Annotated in this window: 16 protein-coding genes; 9 read left to right on the plus strand and 7 right to left on the minus strand. The window is 39.4% G+C overall.

Annotated features, from left to right (window positions below; genetic code table 11):
• Window position 1 precedes the first annotated feature (1 nt).
• From J1G40_RS08870 to hemA, 5 genes are read right to left on the minus strand one after another with little or no spacing between them, the layout of a single operon-like run.
• The gene (locus J1G40_RS08870; protein WP_265242271.1) at window positions 2–946 is read right to left on the minus strand and encodes a DUF4421 domain-containing protein; all 945 of its coding nucleotides are present in this window, start codon (window positions 944–946) and stop codon (window positions 2–4) included.
• Window positions 937–1,839: an oxygen-dependent coproporphyrinogen oxidase gene (hemF, locus tag J1G40_RS08875; protein WP_265242413.1), complete on the minus strand. Its 903-nt coding sequence runs from the start codon at window positions 1,837–1,839 to the stop codon at window positions 937–939. The genes J1G40_RS08870 and hemF overlap by 10 nt, the downstream gene beginning before the upstream one ends.
• A gap of 53 nt (window positions 1,840–1,892) precedes the next feature.
• On the minus strand, window positions 1,893–2,948 hold the full coding sequence (gene hemE / locus J1G40_RS08880; RefSeq protein ID WP_265242272.1) for a uroporphyrinogen decarboxylase: 1,056 nt from the start codon (window positions 2,946–2,948) through the stop codon (window positions 1,893–1,895).
• Between the two features lie 7 nt (window positions 2,949–2,955).
• Window positions 2,956–4,539 carry a hydroxymethylbilane synthase gene (gene hemC, locus J1G40_RS08885; protein ID WP_265242273.1) on the minus strand — a complete coding sequence of 528 codons (1,584 nt, stop codon included), beginning with the start codon at window positions 4,537–4,539 and terminating at the stop codon, window positions 2,956–2,958.
• A complete protein-coding gene (gene hemA, locus J1G40_RS08890) occupies window positions 4,536–5,792 on the minus strand; it encodes a glutamyl-tRNA reductase (protein ID WP_265242274.1) in 1,257 nt (418 codons plus the stop codon). The genes hemC and hemA overlap by 4 nt, the downstream gene beginning before the upstream one ends.
• Window positions 5,793–5,984: 192 nt before the next feature.
• On the opposite strand from hemA, the gene J1G40_RS08895 reads away from it, so the two are divergent.
• From J1G40_RS08895 to J1G40_RS08905, 3 genes are read left to right on the plus strand one after another with little or no spacing between them, the layout of a single operon-like run.
• Window positions 5,985–6,884, plus strand: a complete 900-nt coding sequence (locus J1G40_RS08895) for a helix-turn-helix transcriptional regulator (protein ID WP_265242275.1) — start codon at window positions 5,985–5,987, stop codon at window positions 6,882–6,884.
• Between the two features lie 53 nt (window positions 6,885–6,937).
• Window positions 6,938–7,321 (plus strand): VOC family protein, encoded by a 384-nt coding sequence (locus J1G40_RS08900; RefSeq protein ID WP_265242276.1) that lies wholly within the window; start codon window positions 6,938–6,940, stop codon window positions 7,319–7,321.
• Window positions 7,322–7,331: 10 nt separating this feature from the next.
• Window positions 7,332–8,090: a ThuA domain-containing protein gene (locus tag J1G40_RS08905; protein ID WP_265242277.1), complete on the plus strand. Its 759-nt coding sequence runs from the start codon at window positions 7,332–7,334 to the stop codon at window positions 8,088–8,090.
• A 13-nt stretch (window positions 8,091–8,103) separates the two neighbouring features.
• On the opposite strand, the gene J1G40_RS08910 is transcribed toward J1G40_RS08905, so the two are convergent.
• Window positions 8,104–8,940 (minus strand): DUF1460 domain-containing protein, encoded by an 837-nt coding sequence (locus J1G40_RS08910; protein ID WP_265242278.1) that lies wholly within the window; start codon window positions 8,938–8,940, stop codon window positions 8,104–8,106.
• Window positions 8,941–9,228: 288 nt separating this feature from the next.
• On the opposite strand from J1G40_RS08910, the gene J1G40_RS08915 reads away from it, so the two are divergent.
• From J1G40_RS08915 to J1G40_RS08940, 6 genes are all read left to right on the plus strand, one after another.
• Window positions 9,229–10,569 carry a microtubule-binding protein gene (locus tag J1G40_RS08915; protein WP_265242279.1) on the plus strand — a complete coding sequence of 447 codons (1,341 nt, stop codon included), beginning with the start codon at window positions 9,229–9,231 and terminating at the stop codon, window positions 10,567–10,569.
• Between the two features lie 108 nt (window positions 10,570–10,677).
• A complete protein-coding gene (locus J1G40_RS08920; protein ID WP_265242280.1) occupies window positions 10,678–11,730 on the plus strand; it encodes a hypothetical protein in 1,053 nt (350 codons plus the stop codon).
• Window positions 11,731–13,695 carry an ATP-binding protein gene (locus J1G40_RS08925; protein ID WP_265242281.1) on the plus strand — a complete coding sequence of 655 codons (1,965 nt, stop codon included), beginning with the start codon at window positions 11,731–11,733 and terminating at the stop codon, window positions 13,693–13,695.
• A 2-nt stretch (window positions 13,696–13,697) separates the two neighbouring features.
• Window positions 13,698–14,933 carry a DUF6638 family protein gene (locus tag J1G40_RS08930; protein ID WP_265242282.1) on the plus strand — a complete coding sequence of 412 codons (1,236 nt, stop codon included), beginning with the start codon at window positions 13,698–13,700 and terminating at the stop codon, window positions 14,931–14,933.
• 12 nt (window positions 14,934–14,945) lie between these two features.
• On the plus strand, window positions 14,946–15,467 hold the full coding sequence (locus J1G40_RS08935; protein ID WP_265242283.1) for a hypothetical protein: 522 nt from the start codon (window positions 14,946–14,948) through the stop codon (window positions 15,465–15,467).
• A 94-nt stretch (window positions 15,468–15,561) separates the two neighbouring features.
• The gene (locus J1G40_RS08940) at window positions 15,562–17,229 is read left to right on the plus strand and encodes a DUF308 domain-containing protein (RefSeq protein WP_265242284.1); all 1,668 of its coding nucleotides are present in this window, start codon (window positions 15,562–15,564) and stop codon (window positions 17,227–17,229) included.
• Here J1G40_RS08940 and J1G40_RS08945 read toward each other — a convergent pair.
• Entirely contained in the window at window positions 17,226–20,732 is a 3,507-nt protein-coding gene (locus J1G40_RS08945) for a TraB/GumN family protein (RefSeq protein WP_265242285.1), read from the minus strand. The two genes, J1G40_RS08940 and J1G40_RS08945, sit on opposite strands and share 4 nt — an antisense overlap.
• Between the last annotated feature and the right edge of the window lie 94 nt (window positions 20,733–20,826).

Consider the following 20,826-nt stretch of genomic DNA (forward strand, 5'->3'; position numbering starts at 1 on the left):
ATTAGTCCAACCCAAATTTACGATTAAATTTATCTGCTTTATCTATCCAGGATTTTGGGGCATTAAAGCGATACCCCAGGTAAAGCTCGCCGAAGAAAATAATGTCGTCCTGAATATTCGTGGGGTCTGTTTTATACTGTAAGATCTGTGCACTGGTATTGACGCCGATAAAGAAGCGCTCAGAATTATATCCTATAGCATTTCTGAATAACAATTGGGTTAGAGAAGTTGAAGTTGTGGTGAAATCCGAACGGGTAATATTAATACCATACCCCAAGGTCGCACCCAGGGAAAAAATAAAATGCTTTTTAATGACCCAATTGTAATAGTACCCTGGTCCTATAGCGATATCATAGGAGTTAGTTGAACTTTCCGGAGTCTCATCATGGAGATCCAGTTTAGTATAATAAAAAGTAAACCTAGGGATAAAACTCCCAGCACTTTTTTTTTGCCATTCGTTCTGAAAACCAATGGCCCGAAACGAGAATTTGTCATTGAGTATATAGCCCGTAGTGCCTCCAATTTTAAGAGAGGTCATTTCTGGAAGCGGGATGGTATTATTCCTGTCTGTTAGAAAAAAACCTTTCTGGTTGTAGAAATCTAATGTTTGCATCCATTTTCCCAAAAACATTCTGAAGTTCAGGGTAAATAACCGGGAACCTTCATTGTCTTTGTTCTCAGCCAAAAAATTAGGCGCAAACCCAAGGTCTATCTCCACAGATCTGAAAAGGAATGAAGCACCGAGATAGGTCTTATCATTAGGAACGATCTCTAAAACTGAATTATCGGCTGTATCGGTGAAAGCAAAACTGTTGAAGGTACTTTGCAGCCCCAGCCTGACCGTAAACTTTTCTGGAAAAGCTCTTATATAATCAGGATCGCTCTGGGAGTTGCCTGCACAGCAAAACAATAATAGAAGTACTGTACCAAAGCATTTTACGCCCATCTTTTGGGATGCTTTAATACTTCCAATAACTGTGCTTCAGGACTCTCTTCATCTGGCTTATGGTTGTACTTCCATTGTACATGAGGAGGGAGGCTCATTAGGATGCTTTCTATCCTTCCATTTGTTTTCAGTCCAAATAGAGTGCCTTTGTCATGAACCAGATTAAATTCAACATACCGCCCTCTCCGGATTTCCTGCCATGTTCTCTGTTCATCATTGTAATCCATATCTTTTCTTTTGTCTACAATAGGGAGATATGCCTCTAAAAAACTATCCCCTATTTCTGTAACAAAGTTGTACCAGTCTTGCATTGACATTTTATCAGTGGCTTTGCAATAATCAAAGAAGAGTCCTCCAACCCCCCGCGCTTCATCTCTATGTGAATTCCAGAAATATTCATCGCATTTTTCCTTGTATTTCGAATAGAATTCGGGATGATGATTGTCACAACCGCGCTTACAAACCTCATGAAAATGGCGCGCATCTTCTTCAAATAAGTAATAAGGAGTTAAATCCTGTCCGCCGCCAAACCACTGATCCACAATCTTCCCGTCCTTATTATACATTTCGAAATACCGCCAGTTGGCATGAACAGTGGGCACCATAGGGCTTAGAGGGTGTATTACCAGACTTAGGCCACAGGCGTAGAAATTGGCCTCTTCCACGCCAAAATAGGACTGCATACTCTGGGGTAATTCTCCGTGTACGGCAGAAATATTCACACCTCCTTTTTCAAACACACGACCGTTCTCTATAACACGCGACTTGCCGCCACCGCCTTCAGGGCGTAACCAGACATCTTCCTTAAAGGTAGCCGAACCATCTGCTAGTTCCAGACGCTCAGTAATGGCGTTTTGCAGCTTTTGAATGTAGTTGTAAAACTTGTCTTTAATTTCGGACATTTTAAATTTTCTAATTAAGACATTTCGAAGGCATCAGAACACCTCTACATTTTATATTCTTTGACTGCATCAACAAATGCACGGGCATTTTCTACGGGAATATTTGGTAATATTCCGTGCCCCAGGTTGGCAATATATCGGTCTTTTCCAAATTCGTCGATCATTTTCTTGACCATTTTTTTAATTTTTTCCGGCGGAGAGAGTAGCCTTGCCGGGTCAAAATTTCCTTGCAGCGTAATTTTACCTCCACTTAAATAACGGGCGTTTGCGGCAGAACATGTCCAATCTACCCCTAAAGCAGCTGCCCCGGAATTAGCCATTTCGCCCAAGGCAAACCAACAGCCTTTTCCAAAGACAATTACAGGTGCCTCTTCTTTAAGGGCATCGATTATCTGCTGAATGTAATACCAGGAAAATTCCTGATAATCTACAGGAGAAAGCATTCCCCCCCAGGAGTCGAACACCTGTACAGCGTTTACTCCTGCTCCTATTTTAGCCTTAAGGTAAGCTATTGTGGTGTCTGTGATTTTTTGCAACAATTGATGCGCAGCCTCTGGTTGAGTAAAACAAAATGCCTTGGCCTTATCAAAGGTTTTACTTCCCTGTCCTTGTACGCAGTAACATAAAATGGTCCATGGAGATCCGGCAAAACCAATTAACGGGATTTCATTATTTAGTTTTTCCTTCGTCATTGTTATGGCCTGCATTACATAATCCAGGCTTTGCTCTACCTGGGGAATAATTACATTATCCACATCTTGCTGAGACCTGATTGGGTTGGGCAAATAAGGACCAAAATTGGGCTTCATCTGCACCTCAATATTCATTGCCTGTGGAATTACCAGGATATCACTAAATAATATTGCTGCGTCCATTCCAAATCTCCGTATAGGTTGTACGGTGATCTCAGATGCAAGTTCAGGAGTCTGACATCGGGTGAAGAAATCATATTTTTCCCGAATCTCCATAAATTCCGGAAGATATCGGCCGGCCTGTCGCATCATCCATACGGGAGGGCGCTCTACGGTTGCCCCTTTTAAAGCTCTGAGAAATAAATCGTTTTTCAATGTAGTTTTATTACTTTCTAATGTTTGTGACATAACTATATTAAGCTCCCACCTTATAATGGGAATTAACCAATTCCGCCACTGCATCAATAGCGGGGAATTTGGCTGTTTGTACTTCTTTAAAATGTTTATTGGCCTCAGAGGCGGTAGTATCTCCTATGCAAAAGGCAATTTTATCCGGACTATTTTTTAACAAATAGCTCTTTACCGCAGAGGGACTAAAAAAGAGAACGCCCTGTGTTTCTTCATCCACCTTTGAAGGGGAATATCTTGTTTGATAAGCTTGAACTTCATTAACTATTATCCCATTTTCCGAAAGTATATCCGGGAGGTCATTCAGGCGTTGATCGCTACAGAAAAATGTAATCTCCTTTCCTTCCAAATGGCTAAGAAGGTATTCTGCCAAAAGTTTAGCATTATTCTCCGTATGTTTTACCTTCCCAATTTTTCGCTCTACGAGCCGTTTGGTTTTTCTTCCAACGCAATAAATATTCTTGAATTTCAACTTCCTGGGATCGCTGCTAAAGACTAAAGCATCTACAGCTTTTTTGCTGCTAAGGACCACATTCTCAATCTCGGAATTAAGTAACTGTGCAGAAATCCTGTTGTGATTGATCTGAATGAAATCATCACCACCTACGCTGATACCATCGCCGAAAAGATGTAATTGTTCTGCTGTAAGTTTTTTTGTGGAGTACACCTGGAATGTTTTTTTTACTCCTTGTAATTCGTTCATTACGCGCTTCCCACCTCGTTTAAATACAATGGCGGCGCACTCTTTTGCAATATGTTGATGCTTCCCCAGAGGGGCAGTCCTGGTAACTTCAATCTTTTGGGTGCCATCTAAACTTAACAGCACGCCTTTAAAATAGACCTCTTCCTGTTTAATATAGGCCAAAGCACCAATGGGTGCCGTGCATCCGCCTTCGAGTAATTTCAGGAATTCTCGTTCAATTGATGTACAAAGCGAAGTGTCCTCATCATTTAATTCAGAACACGCTTCTCTTACGAAATTGTTATCCTCCATTGCGGCAATCATAATGGCACCCTGAGCCGGGGCCGGAATCATCCAGCCCAGAGATACGGCGTTCTTAGGCTTTAACCCAATTCGCTCCAGTCCGGCTGCGGCAAATATTGCCCCGTTCCAATCGTGCTCCTTCAACTTTTTTAAACGGGTATTTACATTTCCCCTAAGAGCAACAATACTGTGTGTGGGATATCTGTTTAACCATTGTGCCTTTCGACGTAAACTTCCGGTCGCTATAGTTGCGGATTCATGCGCCAGGAACTCCTCATTGTCTTTGAAAATTAAAAAATCATTAGAATTTCCGCGCTTAAGTACTGCAGCCTGGACCATACCTTTGGGTAGTGAAGTAGGGACATCTTTAAAGGAATGTACCGCGATATCTATCTCTCCTCTTAGCATGGCAATATCCAGAGCCTTGGTAAAGACTCCCGTAATTCCCAATTCGTGAAGGGGTTGTTCCAGATCCAGATCTCCGGCAGATTTAATAGGGATAAGTGCCGTTTTGTGTCCCAGGTATTCCAGTTGGTTGCTTACAGTCTTTGCCTGCCATAACGCTAATTCGCTATCGCGTGTGCCAATACGAATAACCTGGCTCATTTGGTCTCTACTTGTAGTTGAAAAACCTTTTGTATTAATTCCAAACTGGTATCAGCATCGATATCAGATTCTTTAAGGTGATTGGCAAATTGCCTTGTTATTTTTTGGATGATGCGATCTGTAACCACATCGGCTTGCTCTGAATTGAAATCTGATATCTTTTTGGATTGGTAATTCAGCTCAGCATCTTTCATGGTTTTTAGCTTCTTTTTTAGCGCTTTGATGACCGGAGCAAACTTCCTGGTTTCGAGCCATTGAATAAATTCTGCCAATACTTCTTCAATTATAAGCTCTGCCTGAGGGATAAATTGCTTCCTTCTCTCGAGGGTAGCATCGGTCATCTGAGATAGTTGGTCCAAATGAACCAGAGAAACATTATCCAGATCCGCAACATCATCTGAAACGTTTTTGGGAACAGAAAGATCCAGAATCAGCAAAGGTTTTTTTGGATATACCAGATCTTTGGAGATGGTAGGGGATTGAGCTCCAGTTGCAACAATTAAAACATCTGTAGTTCGGATCTCCGTTTGCAGATCCCCGTAATCTTTTACTACCAAATTAAATTTTCCTGCAATTCTTTCAGCCCTGTCCTTTGTTCTGTTGATCAAAGTAATATGCGAATTCTTGGTGTGCTTGATTAAATTTTCACAGGTATTTCTTCCAATTTTACCGGTTCCAAAAAGCAAAATGTTCTTTTCGGAGATATCCGGGATATTCTTTAAAATATATTGAACGGATGCAAAGGCTACTGATGTGGCGCCACTGGAAATTTCTGTTTCTGTTTTAATGCGTTTGCTTGCCTGGATTACAGAATTGCACAATCTTTCTATAAAAGGATTTGCCAAGCCAACCTTTTTGGAGCGGTAGAAACTTCTTTTCAACTGACTGATTATTTCAAAATCACCCAGGATCTGACTGTCTAAACCAGTTCCTACTCTGAACAGATGGCTGATAGCTTCATTATTTTTATAAATATAGGCGACCTCCTGAAATTCCTCAACACTTCCTTTAGTGTTGTCACATAACAATTTAATTAATTGATAAGGATGCGCTGCGAAACCGTGTAATTCTGTTCTGTTGCAGGTGGAGGTAACCAGAAGCCCATCTATGTCGCTGGCCTTAGCTTGTAGCAATAGTTTTTGGCACGAAGCATCGTCAATACTGAATTTACCCCTGATATTAGCATCGGCCTTTTTGTAGTTCAGACCAATGGTGTAGAACGAGTTATGTTTAGATATATGGTAGCGCTGCATTTAATTCAGGTGAATCTCGAACAAAAATAGAAGCATACCTTAGTTAAAAATAACGCTAGCGGAACAAATTATGTCGTTTAGGGTATTTTTGACCTTAAATCGATAGTTTTATACTGAAAACTATTATTTTTATAGGAAATACTTGGGGTGTCTAAGAATCTATTTAGAACGCTTCTAAATAAAATACACAAAATGACAGAGTCATTGGACAAAAAAAATAACGCTGAAGGTTCTTTTAGGGAGGTTTTTATTGAGGAAGGATTTTATGTTTTAAAGATTCAGAATGAAGGCGTTAAGACCAGGAAAATTACCCGTCATATTGATAGCTCCTATATACAGTTTCATTTTTGCCTGAAAGGGAATGCAAAATTTATTTTTAATGAAGGAAGATACGCCCTGGATGTTACCGAAGAAAATTCTTTGTTATTGTATAACACTCAGTTAGACCTTCCCCTCAACATGGAACTAGGGGGTAATTCCTGGATGGTTTCCATAGTTATGACCATTCATAAATTTCACTCTTTGTTTTCTAAGGAGGCAGATTATATCCCATTTCTCAGTGTAGATAATAGGGATAAAAAGTATTATTCTCAGGAGGCAGTATCACCTGCCATAGCGGTAATACTTAGTCAGCTTATGAATTACAATTTACATCCTTCAGTAAAGTCTTTGTATATAAAAGGGAAGATATACGAACTGCTTTCCCTCTATTTTAACAGGAGTGAAGAATTGGATGTTGAACAATGCCCTTTCCTGGTAGATGAAGAAAATATTAAACGCATAAGGCAGGCCAAGGAAATTATGATTTCGAGGATGGCAGAGCCGCCAACACTTACGGAATTATCAGAAGAAATACGCTTGCCGATAAAGAAACTAAAGGAGGGTTTTAAACAGGTATACGGGGATTCTGTTTTTAGCTTTTTATTCGACTATAAGATGGATTATGCCAGGAAAATGCTGGAAACTAACAAGTACAATGTTAATGAAGTTGGTTTAAAAATTGGATATAGTACTGCTAGTCATTTTATAACAGCATTTAAAAAGAAATACGGGACAACGCCTAAAAAATATTTGATGTCCCTGGCAAATTAATGTAATAATCATCTTAAAATGCCGATATTTAACCTTCTCGATCTACCAATAAAATGAATCTTAATCAAGTTACAATTCCATCACTAGACCTGGACCAGGCCAGTGATTTTTATCAAAAATTAGGGCTGAAACTCATCGTTAAAGCGCTGCCAAACTATCTTCGTTTCGAATGCCCCCTGGGAGCATCCACTTTCTCTGTTCATTTGGTTGAAAAACTTCCCGAAGGGGAAGGTATATACCTGTATTTTGAATGCGAAGATGTGGATGAGACCGTTGGCAAATTGATGCGCAAAGGCATTGAAATTGATGAACTGCCTAGCGATAAAAGTTGGTTGTGGCGAGAAGCCAGACTAAAAGATCCGGACCAGAACCAGATTATCTTATATTATGCAGGGAAAAACAGAAAAGATCCACCATGGAGAATAAAATCAACATAAAATTTATAATATGAAACTTAAACTAATAATCCTTATTGCAATTGGTCTATGTGCCGTATATGCCGGAGACATGCCAGAGGGGCTGTCACCGCATCCTTTTTCGGGAGACCTGAATTACACTGATCAGGTCCTTGTATTTACGGCCACCAACGGTTATCGTCATAAATCTATTGAAAAAGGAGTGGCAACTTTAAAGGAGCTGGGAAAAGAGAACGACTTTCAGGTTTTGCAAACTGAGGACTCCTTGTATTTCACTTCAGAAAACTTAAAGAAATACAAACTAGTGATTTTTTTAAGTACCACTCAGGATGTTTTAGGTCAGGAGCAGGAAGCTGCTTTTAAGCAATACATTAACGATGGGGGAAGTTATATGGGGATTCATGCTGCCGCTGATACGGAATACGAATGGCCTTGGTATGGCAAATTAGTAGGAGCCTATTTCAAGAGTCATCCCAAACAACAAAAGGCCAGGATAGAGGTGGTAGACAAAAAACATCCGGCCACGGCACACTTAGATACAAGCTGGATGCATTTTGATGAATGGTATAATTACAAGAATATCAATCCTGCTATTAAGGTGATCATGAAATTAGATGAAAGCAGCTATAATGGTGGAGAAAACGGCGAAAATCACCCTATTGCATGGTACCATGAATTTGACGGAGGCAAGGCTTTCTATACTGGCCTGGGCCATACTAAGGAAGCTTACGATGATCCGGCGTTTCGCAAACATCTTCTCGGCGGGATAAATTATTGTTTAGGACGCTAGTTTGTAGCTAATTTTAATAGGGACGCGCCACCATAATGCCGCTATTGTTTTTAATCTTTTTTAAATAGTCTGCGAGGGGCAATTCAGAGATTTCTACTTGTCCTGATGAGGAGGCATGAAGCAGGTGAATACGACCGTCTTTCTCCAATATGGCAAATCCTGTATGGGTGATATCAAGGCCTTTAATGGAGGTAGTCAGGGCAATGATGTCTCCGGATTGCATTTTTTCTTCATTAGCAGCAATTGCATCCTGAGCTAAAACACATATCGGCTGGCTATTGAGATAATCCTCTGATTTTTTAATTTTTTTGAAATTGTCATCATTTGCCAGGAAGGGATAAAGATCTCTATGAGAGCTCATAAAATTGATCTCTTTAGTGATTTCTTTTCCACCAATCTCAGCGGTAATATTTTTTAGAAGCCCCTTTTTTTCATTGTTGGCTATCCACTGGGAAAAATAATGCAAGCGCGATGAATAGCCCGCTAACTTGCCATCCTCATAGCGGATCTTTTCGAGGGTGGTTGTAAAAGTATCAAAATCAAAATTTTCACTCCGCAATAAGATACTAAAGGCCAGCACGTTTTCAACATATGTTGTACAATCCAGCCCCTGTAAGTTAATCACCAGTGATTCTTTTTCTCCTATTTCAAGGGTTTTCGCTACATAGGGCGTCCCCAAAAAAGTTTTGCCGACATCAATAATGGTTTTCCCAAAGTCATTATCTGACAAGCCCTTAATTTCTTTTGTCTTTAATTCAAATGCCAGCTTGTCTTCTTCTGAACATACTACATTCTGAGCAATAGAAAATTGCACAAAAAGAAGTATCACGGCAATCAATATTCGTCGCATACTACTTAATTTACATGTAAAAATAATGAAATTTATGGTCCTGTTCCGGCTTTCTGTTTTGTGCGATGCCTATTATCACAGTTTTTAGGGAAACTCCCGAAAACATTGAGGCATTAATAAGCAAAACAGGGTAAAATTTCAAAAGAATCCATCAAAAAACGTAACATTTTTGGAATTTTCTATACCTACTATTAAAGCTTTTCTGCATTCCATTTTATTACTCAAGATTTTTACCGAAATTGAAATACTATTACAAGAAACACTTAACCCTTAAAAATTGACTTTATTATGTCCGATGAATTTGATTTATTAGAAACCGATTCTTCCTCTGAGCAGGAAAAAGTAGAGGTGAACTGGGGCAAGACCGTTGACCAAATGAAGTCTAAGCTGGCTCAGGAGGACGATCCGGAAATGCGTCAAAAAATATTAAATGCGACCCTTGATGATGTTGTGGGGATGGCAGAGAAAGATAGAACCTCCCTATTAGAGGCGATAAAAGACCTTACTGATTATCAGGATGAAGTAGGCATAATTTTTGAAAAATTTTCTACCCTGAATGCCGCTGAGCAAAAGGTGATAGATGATGCCGAAAAAGGATTGAACAGGGCCAAGTCTGAATTAGACGAGGCCGAAAAGGTGAAAGACAATTGGTGGAACAACCTCTGGGGCCGCAAATCCAAAATTAAAAAGCGTCAGGTAGAACTGGCCGCTGCACAGAAAGTCAGGGATGGTGCAGATCTGAAGGCCAAACAAATGTTTCAACAACGCATAGAATCGGCAGATGTTCAAACCTTGTTAAACGAACTTTCATATAAAAGTCAGGCAGCAGTTGGCCGCCTGAAGAACAGGGAGGTGGAAATCAAAGAGGTAGAGGACAAGTTGCAGGTGGCCATTGTTGAAGCCAGTAAAAACCACACCCGGGCTCTGGAGAAGAAGAAAGAAACAGAAGATAAGTTAGAGGAACAGTATGCGTTGCTAAAGCAGGCGCGGCAGGAATTGGAGGAGATCGCCGATAAGCAGTCTGCTGCCTATTCTGAGGCAATTGGAAAAGTTACTACCATAGAGCAAAAAGTAGAGGAACTGGAAGGACTAAAGAATGCCTATACCACCCTTGCAGCCAGCAAGGATAGTTTTGTCCACAAACATAATTTAACCATTAAGGTACTGACTTCCTTAAGAAGCAACCTGCAATCTCATAGGGCAAAATTAAAAAGTGATACTGATGAACGGTTAAAATATTATGACGGCTATGTAATTGCCTTAAAAGCAAGAACGGATCAGGAATTTGCAGCCATTTTGGAGCATCTGGGAGTTAAAACGGATGAACATATTGGACAGACGCTTGCTGCTATGCATACTGCAAGTGCTAAGGCCCGTCAGGAAATGATGGATAATATTCCGGTACATGAAAAAGTGATGCAGGGGGTATACTCCAGTTATGCAGAATCTCTGCAGGAAATTAGAATGAAGGATGCGGAAATACAAAAAGATTTTGCTAATCGGTATGGTATCGATATGAAAGAGATCTTCGAGGAGTATTACGCAACAGATGGTAATACCGGTCCTGAGGAAAGCCCAGGAGAACCCGAAGCACCAGCTCCACCAGCAGAAGATGATCTGCTTAGTTAATTATTTAAAGATCAATTCGCTTTCAATTAACAGCGAAATGGCATTTACTTTTATCATTGCTAATAGGCCGACATGCGTTGGCGCCAATGTTTTCTTAACTTTAATATAATGGCCTTAAACCAAATTGTAACACCTTTTGATAGTGCTGTTCTTGAGACTAAAGAACAGTACAAGGCCTATTTTCAGATAGTGAAACACGCTTTTAAGCAACTGGTGCACAGTATTGCTAAGGAAAAGATTTGCAATGAACTTGAAACCACCCTGATTACCCAATATTGCGAATTACTTACTTACTCTCTGGAGGCTTTCAGAATAAAATACCTCTTTAATGACGAGGAGAAAATGAGGATTGACCTTACAGAATCCGGGTTTCCAAACTATCTTGAATTTCGCTACCTGTACAACGATCTGGAATTGAAGAAAGAACATATGAGCAAATTGCCGGATATTGATAAAATTAAAGAGGAATTTCTTCATACACTTTTAAGGGATAAGCAACCAATACCTGATCGGAAACTGCACCAGGCCGCCTCCCTTGTATATTATTCATCGGTAGACCAGCAGTTTATTTTTAAACGTTTTGTTCAGGGAAAAATAATTAAAGTTGAAGAGGATTTTGCCCAATATATGGTGAGTTGGTCTTTTTATGATGTAACCTATAACCGCCCATTTATTTGTTATATGTATTTTGATCTTCACGATGAGAGCGTTGCGGAGTACAAACCCAAGATTTATGAAGTGCTTCGGAAGACGGCAGACCGAGATATGAGTCTTGATATGATGGCATATGCCATAGATAAAAAATTACCCAATTTATGGCCTAACAGACTGAAAAAGATAGATTTGGGGCCTCTTCATAATGTTTTTGCCAAAGACGAATTGCAAGTGACACATGCCTTATTAAAGGCTATAGCCAATAAGGTATTAGACCTGGGATCTTACGCCATCTCACTTTCTGTGGATGAAGTGATTTCTACCGGAGACTTTGCGGAGGGAAGCTTTTTCAGAAAGCAATACCTTCAGTTATGGGAAGCCTCAAAACCCAGAAAATATTTGTTTACTTCACATAGAGTGATGCAATCTCTTTATGACAATATTCCGGAAACCCTTAGAGGTTTATCCGGGGAACCTATAGAAATTCCTTCTTTAAAACTCATATAAATGGAACACAATAGTACCTTTCCTATAAAACTATCTGAACTACAGGCCCTGAGAAATGAAGCTACTTCTTACCTCAAGGGCGTGCAATGGGAGCAAGGTGGAAAGGCAAAAAGACGGAATAAAGATCAGAAAGACGATTCTATTTTACTTTATCTGTCTAAGGCCAATGGCACGGCCGCTAAAGAGGTAATCTCTGTTTCCAAAACCATACTTTCTTTAAAAAAGCGACTATTACCAGATTCGGTCGCTATCCCATTACACCTAAATCGTGCACTTTATGCACTTCAGGAGGGGCTTACCATGGGAATTTGGCTTAAGGATAGCTATTATGATGCTTCCGGCCTTTCTTCACTAAATGAAAGAAAGTCGGTTCTGGATAATGCCCATAGAAGAGAATACGATTCTAAATTGCATACGGCTACTGCATTTATGCTGCATGGTACGGCATATCGCATATTGTATGATCTTAAACCTGTGGCGTCTGACGACCTGAGCGTAATGAAAAACAAATTTGCAGGGATACCAGAACTCTCTTTTATGTCACCTCTTAAAGGGATTTCCTGTCTTTTATTCTATTATGATAAATATCTGAATCATCCTGAAATTATAACCTCAGATAGGGACGTGGTAGATTTTACTGTAGTCTTTTTTGAAGCCATTATAGACGAGATTCAACTGCGGATTAGCGCTCTGGAATACACTGAAACTATTACCGATCGTAGTTATAAGCTCGAAAAAAGTGACTTTGCCGTTTCTGGCTGGGAAAATGTATTTGAAGGAACTGCAAAAAGCGTAGAATTCAATAAAATTCAATTTGAGGAAATTGTCGGTAACCGCGATGCCAAACATTTTGCGCGAAGACTCACGGAAAGAATGCTTAGTTACGACTTTGCGGCAAAACAAAATCCGTTTCTAGAATTGGGAGGCTTTATGCCGGTATTTATGGGTTATGGGATCCCTGGAACCGGTAAAAGTATGCTGATCGCTGCTATTGCTACCCGACTAAAAGAACATTGTGATCACCTGGAAATTCCATTTTTATTCCATCCAATGCCAGATACGCTTATTTCAACCTTTCAGGGAGGGTCTGCAGAAAAAATGGTACAGTGGATGAAACCCCTGCAAGATCCCGGCAAACTAATTTTTGCTCCGATTGATGATGCAGAGAACAATCTACAGGAAAGGACTGCACAGGGGGTTTCGGCCGGAGTAAAGGAAGTTATTGGGGTATTCTTGAGGTATACGGAAGGAGCTTATGCCATTAATTATGGCAATAGTGCGATAGGATTGTTTACAAATCTGCCAGAGATGCTTGATAAGGCGGTTATTTCCAGAGTTCAGGGAAGGTTTAAAATAGATGGTGCAAGGACCATTCCTGATTTTATTGATCAGGATTATTTATGGTGGCGCAAGTTTGATACCACTATGCCCGATTTCGTGAACATGAAAAAACCGGAGAAATATGAATTTCTAAGTGAACAGGGACTGGCTAAAAATCTAGGTGAAATATTGAATACTTCCGAGAAACCTACCGAAGAGCGTGTTTTGGAGATTTATGAGGAAACAGAAGCTAACCACAAAACAACAGAACATCTCTTTTTTGCTGCACTGTTTAAAAATATTCAGAAGGAATTTCCATTTTTTTCCTCCAGGGATATCCGCAATATTCAAAGCGCAGTATCGCTTAGATTAACCGACTTTGATTTGCCACAAGATTGGTTTGATAATGGGGAATTGTATTTTAAGAAAGATTATGACACCAAACTTTCAATGTTGAAAGAACTCATGAAGGCCAATATGAAAGGACTCAATTTTTCGGATATAAGAAAGCAGGAAACAGTGCGGTATCTGGATAATGTAGCAACTATTGCCGATACTGATTTTAAACGAAAAGTAGATCAACGCATACACGATATGAACGTGCAGCAGGAAGCTCAGAAAAAATTTAATTCGGAAGCGCAGTAAACATGGAAAAACTTAGGGCAGCAGGATTATTTGGAGGAGGAATGGTGGCCCTGACCGGCTCCCTGGCAAGGCGTTATAACGAATGCCTTGAGCTTTTGGGCGTGGGAGCTACTAAATTAAAAACCTTTTCAATTGACGGGATGGGCTGGAGTCCGGAAATTGCGCTTGAAAAGAAAAATAACTTTTATCTCAACAATGGTCCGGCCAATGTAAATGCAATTATCATAACCCCCCGCCAGAAAGATCTGGCGGTGCATATGCCGTCTCATAGTTTTGACAAAGATGTGATGAAAACGATTTTTTCTGTCTATCCGACAGAGATCAGGGATGTCACAAAGGATGCTGCCCTTATTGCGCACCTGGATCAGGATATTGATTCTTTATTTGAACCCTTCGACCTTTTAAGATACAATCAGATCGAAGTTAAATTTAAAGTGCTTAAAGATCTCTATAAAAAGCAGCAAGAACAACAGGCATTGGTTGCTTTATTCAGGGATAAGAATAATTTCATTAACCGGGAAATTCACAAAGAACTCTTACAAACCGCCACGACTTATGGAGACCTCCGTAAACGGAAATTGAATTTTGAACCAATACTTCATGAAGTAGGATCATTTTACACCCGCGCATTTGGGGGAGTATTTATTTTAAAAGAGTTTATAAAACCCATCCTGGTTTTCGAGGATGAGAAAGTTTTTAAAGGAGCAATTCAGGATACTGCGCATGATGTACTCATCTATCACATACGTCATGATGAACTTATGGAAACGCTTGTCAAACATTTGATTCTTGAGAAAAATCTGAAAAAAGCTGCGAAAAGCACCAGATATAAGCGCATAAAAAATCACAGATTTATTCAGTACTTAGAAAAAAAGGAACATTCACTAAAAGAGATCCTGGACAGCCATTTTCTTTCTAAAAAATACTTGAATCAGCTAGATATTGAGACACAAAAGAAAATAGCAGGAGTAGAAATATATTTCCAGAAATTTATTGTGGATAAAAGCCTGAAAATAGAAGACTATGTGGATGAACAATACTTGAAATCACTTCATCAACCACATACCTCCCTGGAAATAGAAGACAGGGAGCTCGTTTGGAAATTGCTGACCAAGATAATGCCTAATGATCCTTTGCATCTGTATTGGTATGACAAAGAACAGTTTTACAGAGAATACGTAAACTGGGATCCCGACTACAGGGAATGGGTAATAGAATGCATCCTGAAGAACAATTAAAAGATTTAAGAGATGACACTTGAAATTATAGTATTTGTACTCGCCATACTTTTTGGCATCATATGGTTTTGGAGAGAATCCAGAAGCAACAGCTTATACAGATTGGCCAATAAAATAACCCATTCCAAAAAGCTGCAAATGAAGTCCGATAACAATAAAGGCTTTGTTCATGAGCAACCCTTTCTGATGAGATTGGTATGGATAACGCTGCTTTTTGTAATTGCCGCATCGGTGGTAAGTTTTGTCACACCTATTAATGCGTTTTATATCCAGTATTTTGCCTCTGCTATAGTGGGTACCCTTGTGGGTACTTATGTAGCATCTGCCCTTATTTTTGCGCAGGATAGTACCAAAAAAGAGAATCTCGAAAAAGTTTTTAAAAAAGGGAAAGAGTTTGTTGAAGATTTAACCGACTCAGAAGAGGACACAAAAGAGGATAAGACAGCGGAAACAACCGAACCTGAAGCAGCGGAGGAGGAAGAGGTGAAAAAGTCGGCTCGGGACAGGCTTAAGGATAAAGGAATGATCAAATAAACGAGATGCATGGGGTGCTGCACCCAACATCTGTTTGATATCTGCAACCTAAAAGAGAAGGCACTTTTTATAATGAAATCTTAATACAACACCAATGTTTAGATCATACTGGCGAAAAGGGAAGAAACAAAAACGAAACCTCATAGTATTGGGGATTGTATTCTTGTTGGCATTGTTTTTCCTGAGAGATGATTATCAACCGGCATTACTTTTTCTTAGAAAATACGTTTTTATCATTCTCCTGGTAGGTCTGTTCCTTTGGTTGGCGGTGTCCAGATTCAGAAATTCCGCTAGTACCGGAAAACGTTTATTAATACTTCTGGGGATTTTTGCTTTTCTAATTTCACTTTGGTTTTTTGGGTGGAGGTTGAATTTATATCAATATATGCAGACCTATAATGTCTTTAATAATTTAAATAAGACAGAAATTAATGAATTGCCCCTGACACAGAATGAAAGGATACAACCATTCAACAATATTGTCACCATGGCGTATGAGTCTATAGGCGAAACTCAGGAAGTATCATTACCTCAGTTGGTAAGAGTAGACAGCACCAACCAATGGACCATGGCCGTTCAGCCTGCTAAAGAGTATACCTGGCAGCGTATTAATGACAATACGGAAGAAATCTTTTCCGTAGAAAGCACCTCTCCCTTCCCCAGATTCTCTAACGAAAACCGCATACCCGTTACTTTTTCGATAGGGGAGTCTCTTGCATTTAGCAGAAATACATATAATGCCGTCGTACAGCGCTTTAATATCTTTCAACTGTTTACCCTGGAACCCAGTGATGTCTTTTACATGAAGAACGATTCGGGGAAATGGGTACAGGTCGTTAGTTTAATCAAGTGGGAAGGCTTTTTCTTTCCTTATCCTACCTATGGAGGTGTAATGGTAATTGAAGCCGGAGAACACAGTTTTAAGGACTATCTGGAGCGTATCAGTGTTGGGAAGGGTATTTATATACCGCCTTCACAAATTAGTAAATATCCCTATTTGGTTAGCCAAAACACTTTGGCAGAAAAAGTTTCCAGAATCCAGGCGCAATCACTTCAATTCCTGGGAGGATTTACAGATCCCTTGCCCTGGAATATGAAAACAGCAGTAAAGATTCCGGAACTAGCGGATGATCAGAACCAACAACCTTTTGTGACCGACTTTAATTTTGACGGCATGAAAATAAATACTAAAGACGGGCTATACCATTGGTTTGGATTAGAACCAATAGGAGATGAAAGAACCAGCCTGGCTTACAGTGTTATGATTCCTGCCGATGGTACCGACAAGCTCTTCTATTATGACCACTCTGCTAAAAAGGAAGGAATGGCGGGGGTTTCGGCCATGCCATTAAAAGTTATTGAGTCTAGAAAGGAGTATGACTGGAACGTAAATAAGGCCGTAGAATTCAGGCCATTTATTAAATATATCGCAGGCCGAAAGCGCCTTTTTGTTTTAGGGACAGTTGCTGCGGTTAGAGATAGCAGTAAACAATTTGATGGAGCCGCTACCCCTGATTTAGCTTTGGTAGACGCCGAATACAGAGATGTAATATGGATAGATGCTAAACATCCTTCAAACTGGACTACCACTATTCTGCAACAACTTGGTGAAACATGGAAGGCTTCAGAAAGACTTACAGATGAACAGCTTTACCCCAATAAAATCAATTTAGATCTGGACAAGGAAATAGTACGGGATAGCATTGCAATAGATTCAACAGTGGCTCCAATTGCACCCATACAGGCAGATGCATCAAATTAGTACATCATAAACTGATCTGGCTTGTAGACCATTGCCCTTGATCTGTCTTTTAAAATGAATTCCTCAGTGACGAATTCCATTACTTCCTCATCGGATTCGGTGTCTTCAATTCGCATTCCTTCATTTTTAAAATAAGGTAAAGTCAGAAGCTTATCGTCATCTTCAAATACCACGATATGCATTTTAAAATTACCATTGTAATTTTGCTTGTCTCCTAACTTAAAATAATAGCAGTTATAGGTCTTTCCTCTGAAAGAGATATTTTTTTCATCCAGATAATGTAAATCATCCTTCATAGGGTTGTATCTCCTTTGACCAAAAAGTGCGGCTGCCGCTAAAGCACTTTGAGAAAGATGAGCTTTTGGAAACAGATGTAACTTATCTATGCGTTCTAAGCCATTGAATAGCATTGCCCTGCTATTAATATCAGCAGCAAGCGATGCTAACATTTTATCCGGCATAGGTGAACCGCTATCGGCTAAGAGCGTTGCATATGTAGAGATGATCCTGGGGTCCTTTACAAGCTGAAGTCTTTCAAAAAACTGACTCATACCCTTTTCTTTGATAAATGGGTAAAGCAGAATGACGTAGTCTTCGAGCAAGCTATTCTGTTGCCTGGCAACTCTGCTATATCGTGGCTGACCATTTTTATTCAAAGACCTTCCCAGATGCCTTTTCAGTTGTATTTTGGCATCGTTCAAAAGCTGTTTCCTGTATTTTTTATAACTGGATGGTTTTATCATTCCCTCGGATCTGAGTTCGGCCAGGATAGATAATATGGGCGACTTATACTCAGTTATACTGCTGTAATCAAGGATTTCCGGGTATAACTTTTTAACCAGATTCAGACTATCACTTATAGGTCTGAAAATGTTTTGTATTTCAAAGGTATTGGAGACCAGCGGAAGGTCCTGAGAAATCAGTTGAAGTAATAATTTAACCGAATTTTCATCTCTTGATTTGGCAATTGCCTGTAAAATCTTTGTTTGAGCTCCTGAATTATTATATGATTTTCCATAATAGTCCTTGAAAAAGGATACCACTTTTGGATCGTCTATTTTGCCCATTTTTTGAATAAGATGCGCCTGTATATGTTTTTTATCTGATGGGAAATCAAAGTTTTCTATGTAATATTTTAAAGAGTCTATGTGTGATGTGTCAAATTGAATGAATCGGTAACCGGTAAGTACAATACTATCATTTGCACGAAGAGCTTTGAAGAATTCCGCTGACTTGTCTTTGAGGATATGCTCCCCCTGGGGTGTCCCTTCTGGCTTGAAGTTTTCAAAAAATTCTGACACAAATTTACTAGGGCCGCTTACAGTATCTACTTTTGCTTTTAGCTCATACAAGAAGTTTCCTTTTAAGATATTCTTTACCCGAATATGTCTTGTACTTGCCGTATCTGATAGCGTAAGTTGAATTTCGTAATGCCCTTCGTCCGATTTTGATTTGGAAGCCTCGATTACTTTAAATTTTTTATCGGAGTATTGTTTTTTTCTCAGGGCCCAAACAGAATCTATATTGGAAAATGTCAGGAAATCATGACCCTTTGTAAGCTCTACAGTGATAGCCTCGTTATTTTTGTTCTGGTAAATGGTCTTTTTGGAATAAGGGGCATATGACTTGGGCTTTTTACCTGTCTGGTAATAGGAATTGCTGTTTTCTACAAATTTTGGCGGAGTTACCGGCGAAACTGTACTAAAAAAAAGAGCAGTGTCCTTTACCGTTTTAAATCTTTCGGGATAGGAAGAGTCCAGAATATTAAAGGAATCAAAATAATCTTTAGCTGCTTTGCCCGATTTGGTTAGTGTGCCAAGCAGATAATAATCGCCACGTTTCAGAGTGGTTTTTAAGAATAATTTCTTTCCATTAATAGAATCAAAAGTTGCACTTGATGTAAGGTCGCTGCCCGTGTATTGATCGTATTTTGGATCTAACTTCAGGTCTTGGTAGAATCTCCTTTGTATTTGCTTCAACTCAAAACTATCTTCCTCAATAAAATTGAAATCGTTCAGGGTAACTTTCCTAAGAAAATAATAGTTGTCTTCTTTCGGGTCATAGCTTTCAATATGTCTTTTACCCTTCCTGAATTGGTTACTAAAAGAATATAGTGCCGGCATCTTTATCTCAAAATCCTTGTAACCCGAAGTTAATCGGACACTCTTTTCGGATACTTCTTTAAATTTCAGGCTGTTGAAAATTGTATCTGATTCAACAAGCACGTAATCACCTTCTCCTCCCATTTTAAAAATGAGAATTTCTAAAGGAGTGATATAAATTTGATACCGTTGGTAATCCCCATTCTTGAGTTTATTCCTGATATCGATACCCTCAAAGCCATTTTTGATAATTTTTGTTTTTTCGATTATGGTTCCAGGAATATTTTCGAAAAGGAGTTCATCTATATCCGAAATTGAATAATCAGAACTTTGCTTTAAAAATGAGTAAGTAGGGACCCGATTGACCATGAAATAACTTCCATTGGCCAGGTCTGCTGAGAGATAAATAGTATTTATATATTCAGAAACAGGGTAGAGTTTGGCAGGTAGTGAAACAGTAAAAAAATTGTCATCCGGACCATAGGTTTCGTATACGTTTTCCCTTGTTTTAGTTTCAAATTTTGTTTTTAATCTATATCCTTTTTTAGTTGATGCCGAAACCAGAGGCTTTACCGTATACCCTTTTTGTCTAAGTAAGGAAATAACTCCTTGTTCTCCTGGCAAATGTGCAGCTCCGATTCCGGCAAATACCTTGGCCGTTTGCATCACAGAGTCCAGACTATGTGCCATATTTTCGTTTCGTAAATAAAGCATATTCTTTAAGTAATGCCGGGTATACATGGCGCGGTCAATAGAATCTAACAAATTTATATTGCGTTCTCTGTAGGCATCCTGCATCAGGAACATCAGGTCTTGACGCTGCATTTTCTTTTGCAGCCACTCATCCGGTTTTTGTTTAACAGCATTAAGACTGGCTCTTCCTACAAGGGCGGTTGACTCTTCCAGATTTTCTAATGCAATTACAGGTTTGTTAAACTTACTTCCGGCCTGATAGATGAACATATCTAAATAGGTCTCCTCCTCAAAATTCTGCGAGTACTCATTGGTTCTGTATAGAATGTTATTCACCAGCCTGTCTTCAAAGGCCAGGTACCCGGCCAGTTGTTCCTTTGTAGGAGGGCTTATTGTGAAATTTCTGAAATAAAACCCTTTGGGGATAAAACCATTGTTTTGAGAATAGCCCGAACTAGTCATGTTAGAGTCGTTTTCGAGCCAGGTTGCCGGGTCCGATTCCAATGCTACTTTCTCACTTTTATCAAGGGCTTCATAAAAGACATCATCCAATCTGAAGGCAATTTTTTTGCTTACATGCATAGTGCCATATAGATAAGACGTCTTTTCCAGACCATTACCGGAAATCTCCCAAAGAAGGCTGTTTTTCTCCTGGGCAAAAATTGGCGAACAAAAACAAAGAATGATTATCGCGATGGTTAAACGCATGCAGTTCGAGATTTAGGATAAATTAGCCCAATCATGCAGGCTTTATTGCAAAGAGATTCACAATTAACAACACTTTAAGTTAAGTTCTCCGGAT

The sequence above is a fragment of the Muriicola sp. Z0-33 genome (assembly GCF_026126425.1).
In the GTDB taxonomy this organism is placed as follows: domain Bacteria; phylum Bacteroidota; class Bacteroidia; order Flavobacteriales; family Flavobacteriaceae; genus JAFMPW01.

What these genes read in the sequence shown, in the direction of transcription:
- J1G40_RS08930 (WP_265242282.1), top strand. Translation starts at nt 13,698, where the DNA reads ATGGAAAAACTTAGGGCAGCAGGATTATTTGGAGGAGGAATGGTGGCC.
- J1G40_RS08870 (WP_265242271.1), bottom strand. Translation starts at nt 946, where the DNA reads ATGGGCGTAAAATGCTTTGGTACAGTACTTCTATTATTGTTTTGCTGT.
- hemE (WP_265242272.1), bottom strand. Translation starts at nt 2,948, where the DNA reads ATGTCACAAACATTAGAAAGTAATAAAACTACATTGAAAAACGATTTA.
- hemC (WP_265242273.1), bottom strand. Translation starts at nt 4,539, where the DNA reads ATGAGCCAGGTTATTCGTATTGGCACACGCGATAGCGAATTAGCGTTA.
- J1G40_RS08910 (WP_265242278.1), bottom strand. Translation starts at nt 8,940, where the DNA reads ATGCGACGAATATTGATTGCCGTGATACTTCTTTTTGTGCAATTTTCT.
- J1G40_RS08915 (WP_265242279.1), top strand. Translation starts at nt 9,229, where the DNA reads ATGTCCGATGAATTTGATTTATTAGAAACCGATTCTTCCTCTGAGCAG.
- J1G40_RS08940 (WP_265242284.1), top strand. Translation starts at nt 15,562, where the DNA reads ATGTTTAGATCATACTGGCGAAAAGGGAAGAAACAAAAACGAAACCTC.
- J1G40_RS08900 (WP_265242276.1), top strand. Translation starts at nt 6,938, where the DNA reads ATGAATCTTAATCAAGTTACAATTCCATCACTAGACCTGGACCAGGCC.
- J1G40_RS08925 (WP_265242281.1), top strand. Translation starts at nt 11,731, where the DNA reads ATGGAACACAATAGTACCTTTCCTATAAAACTATCTGAACTACAGGCC.
- hemA (WP_265242274.1), bottom strand. Translation starts at nt 5,792, where the DNA reads ATGCAGCGCTACCATATATCTAAACATAACTCGTTCTACACCATTGGT.
- J1G40_RS08895 (WP_265242275.1), top strand. Translation starts at nt 5,985, where the DNA reads ATGACAGAGTCATTGGACAAAAAAAATAACGCTGAAGGTTCTTTTAGG.
- J1G40_RS08905 (WP_265242277.1), top strand. Translation starts at nt 7,332, where the DNA reads ATGAAACTTAAACTAATAATCCTTATTGCAATTGGTCTATGTGCCGTA.
- J1G40_RS08945 (WP_265242285.1), bottom strand. Translation starts at nt 20,732, where the DNA reads ATGCGTTTAACCATCGCGATAATCATTCTTTGTTTTTGTTCGCCAATT.
- J1G40_RS08920 (WP_265242280.1), top strand. Translation starts at nt 10,678, where the DNA reads ATGGCCTTAAACCAAATTGTAACACCTTTTGATAGTGCTGTTCTTGAG.
- J1G40_RS08935 (WP_265242283.1), top strand. Translation starts at nt 14,946, where the DNA reads ATGACACTTGAAATTATAGTATTTGTACTCGCCATACTTTTTGGCATC.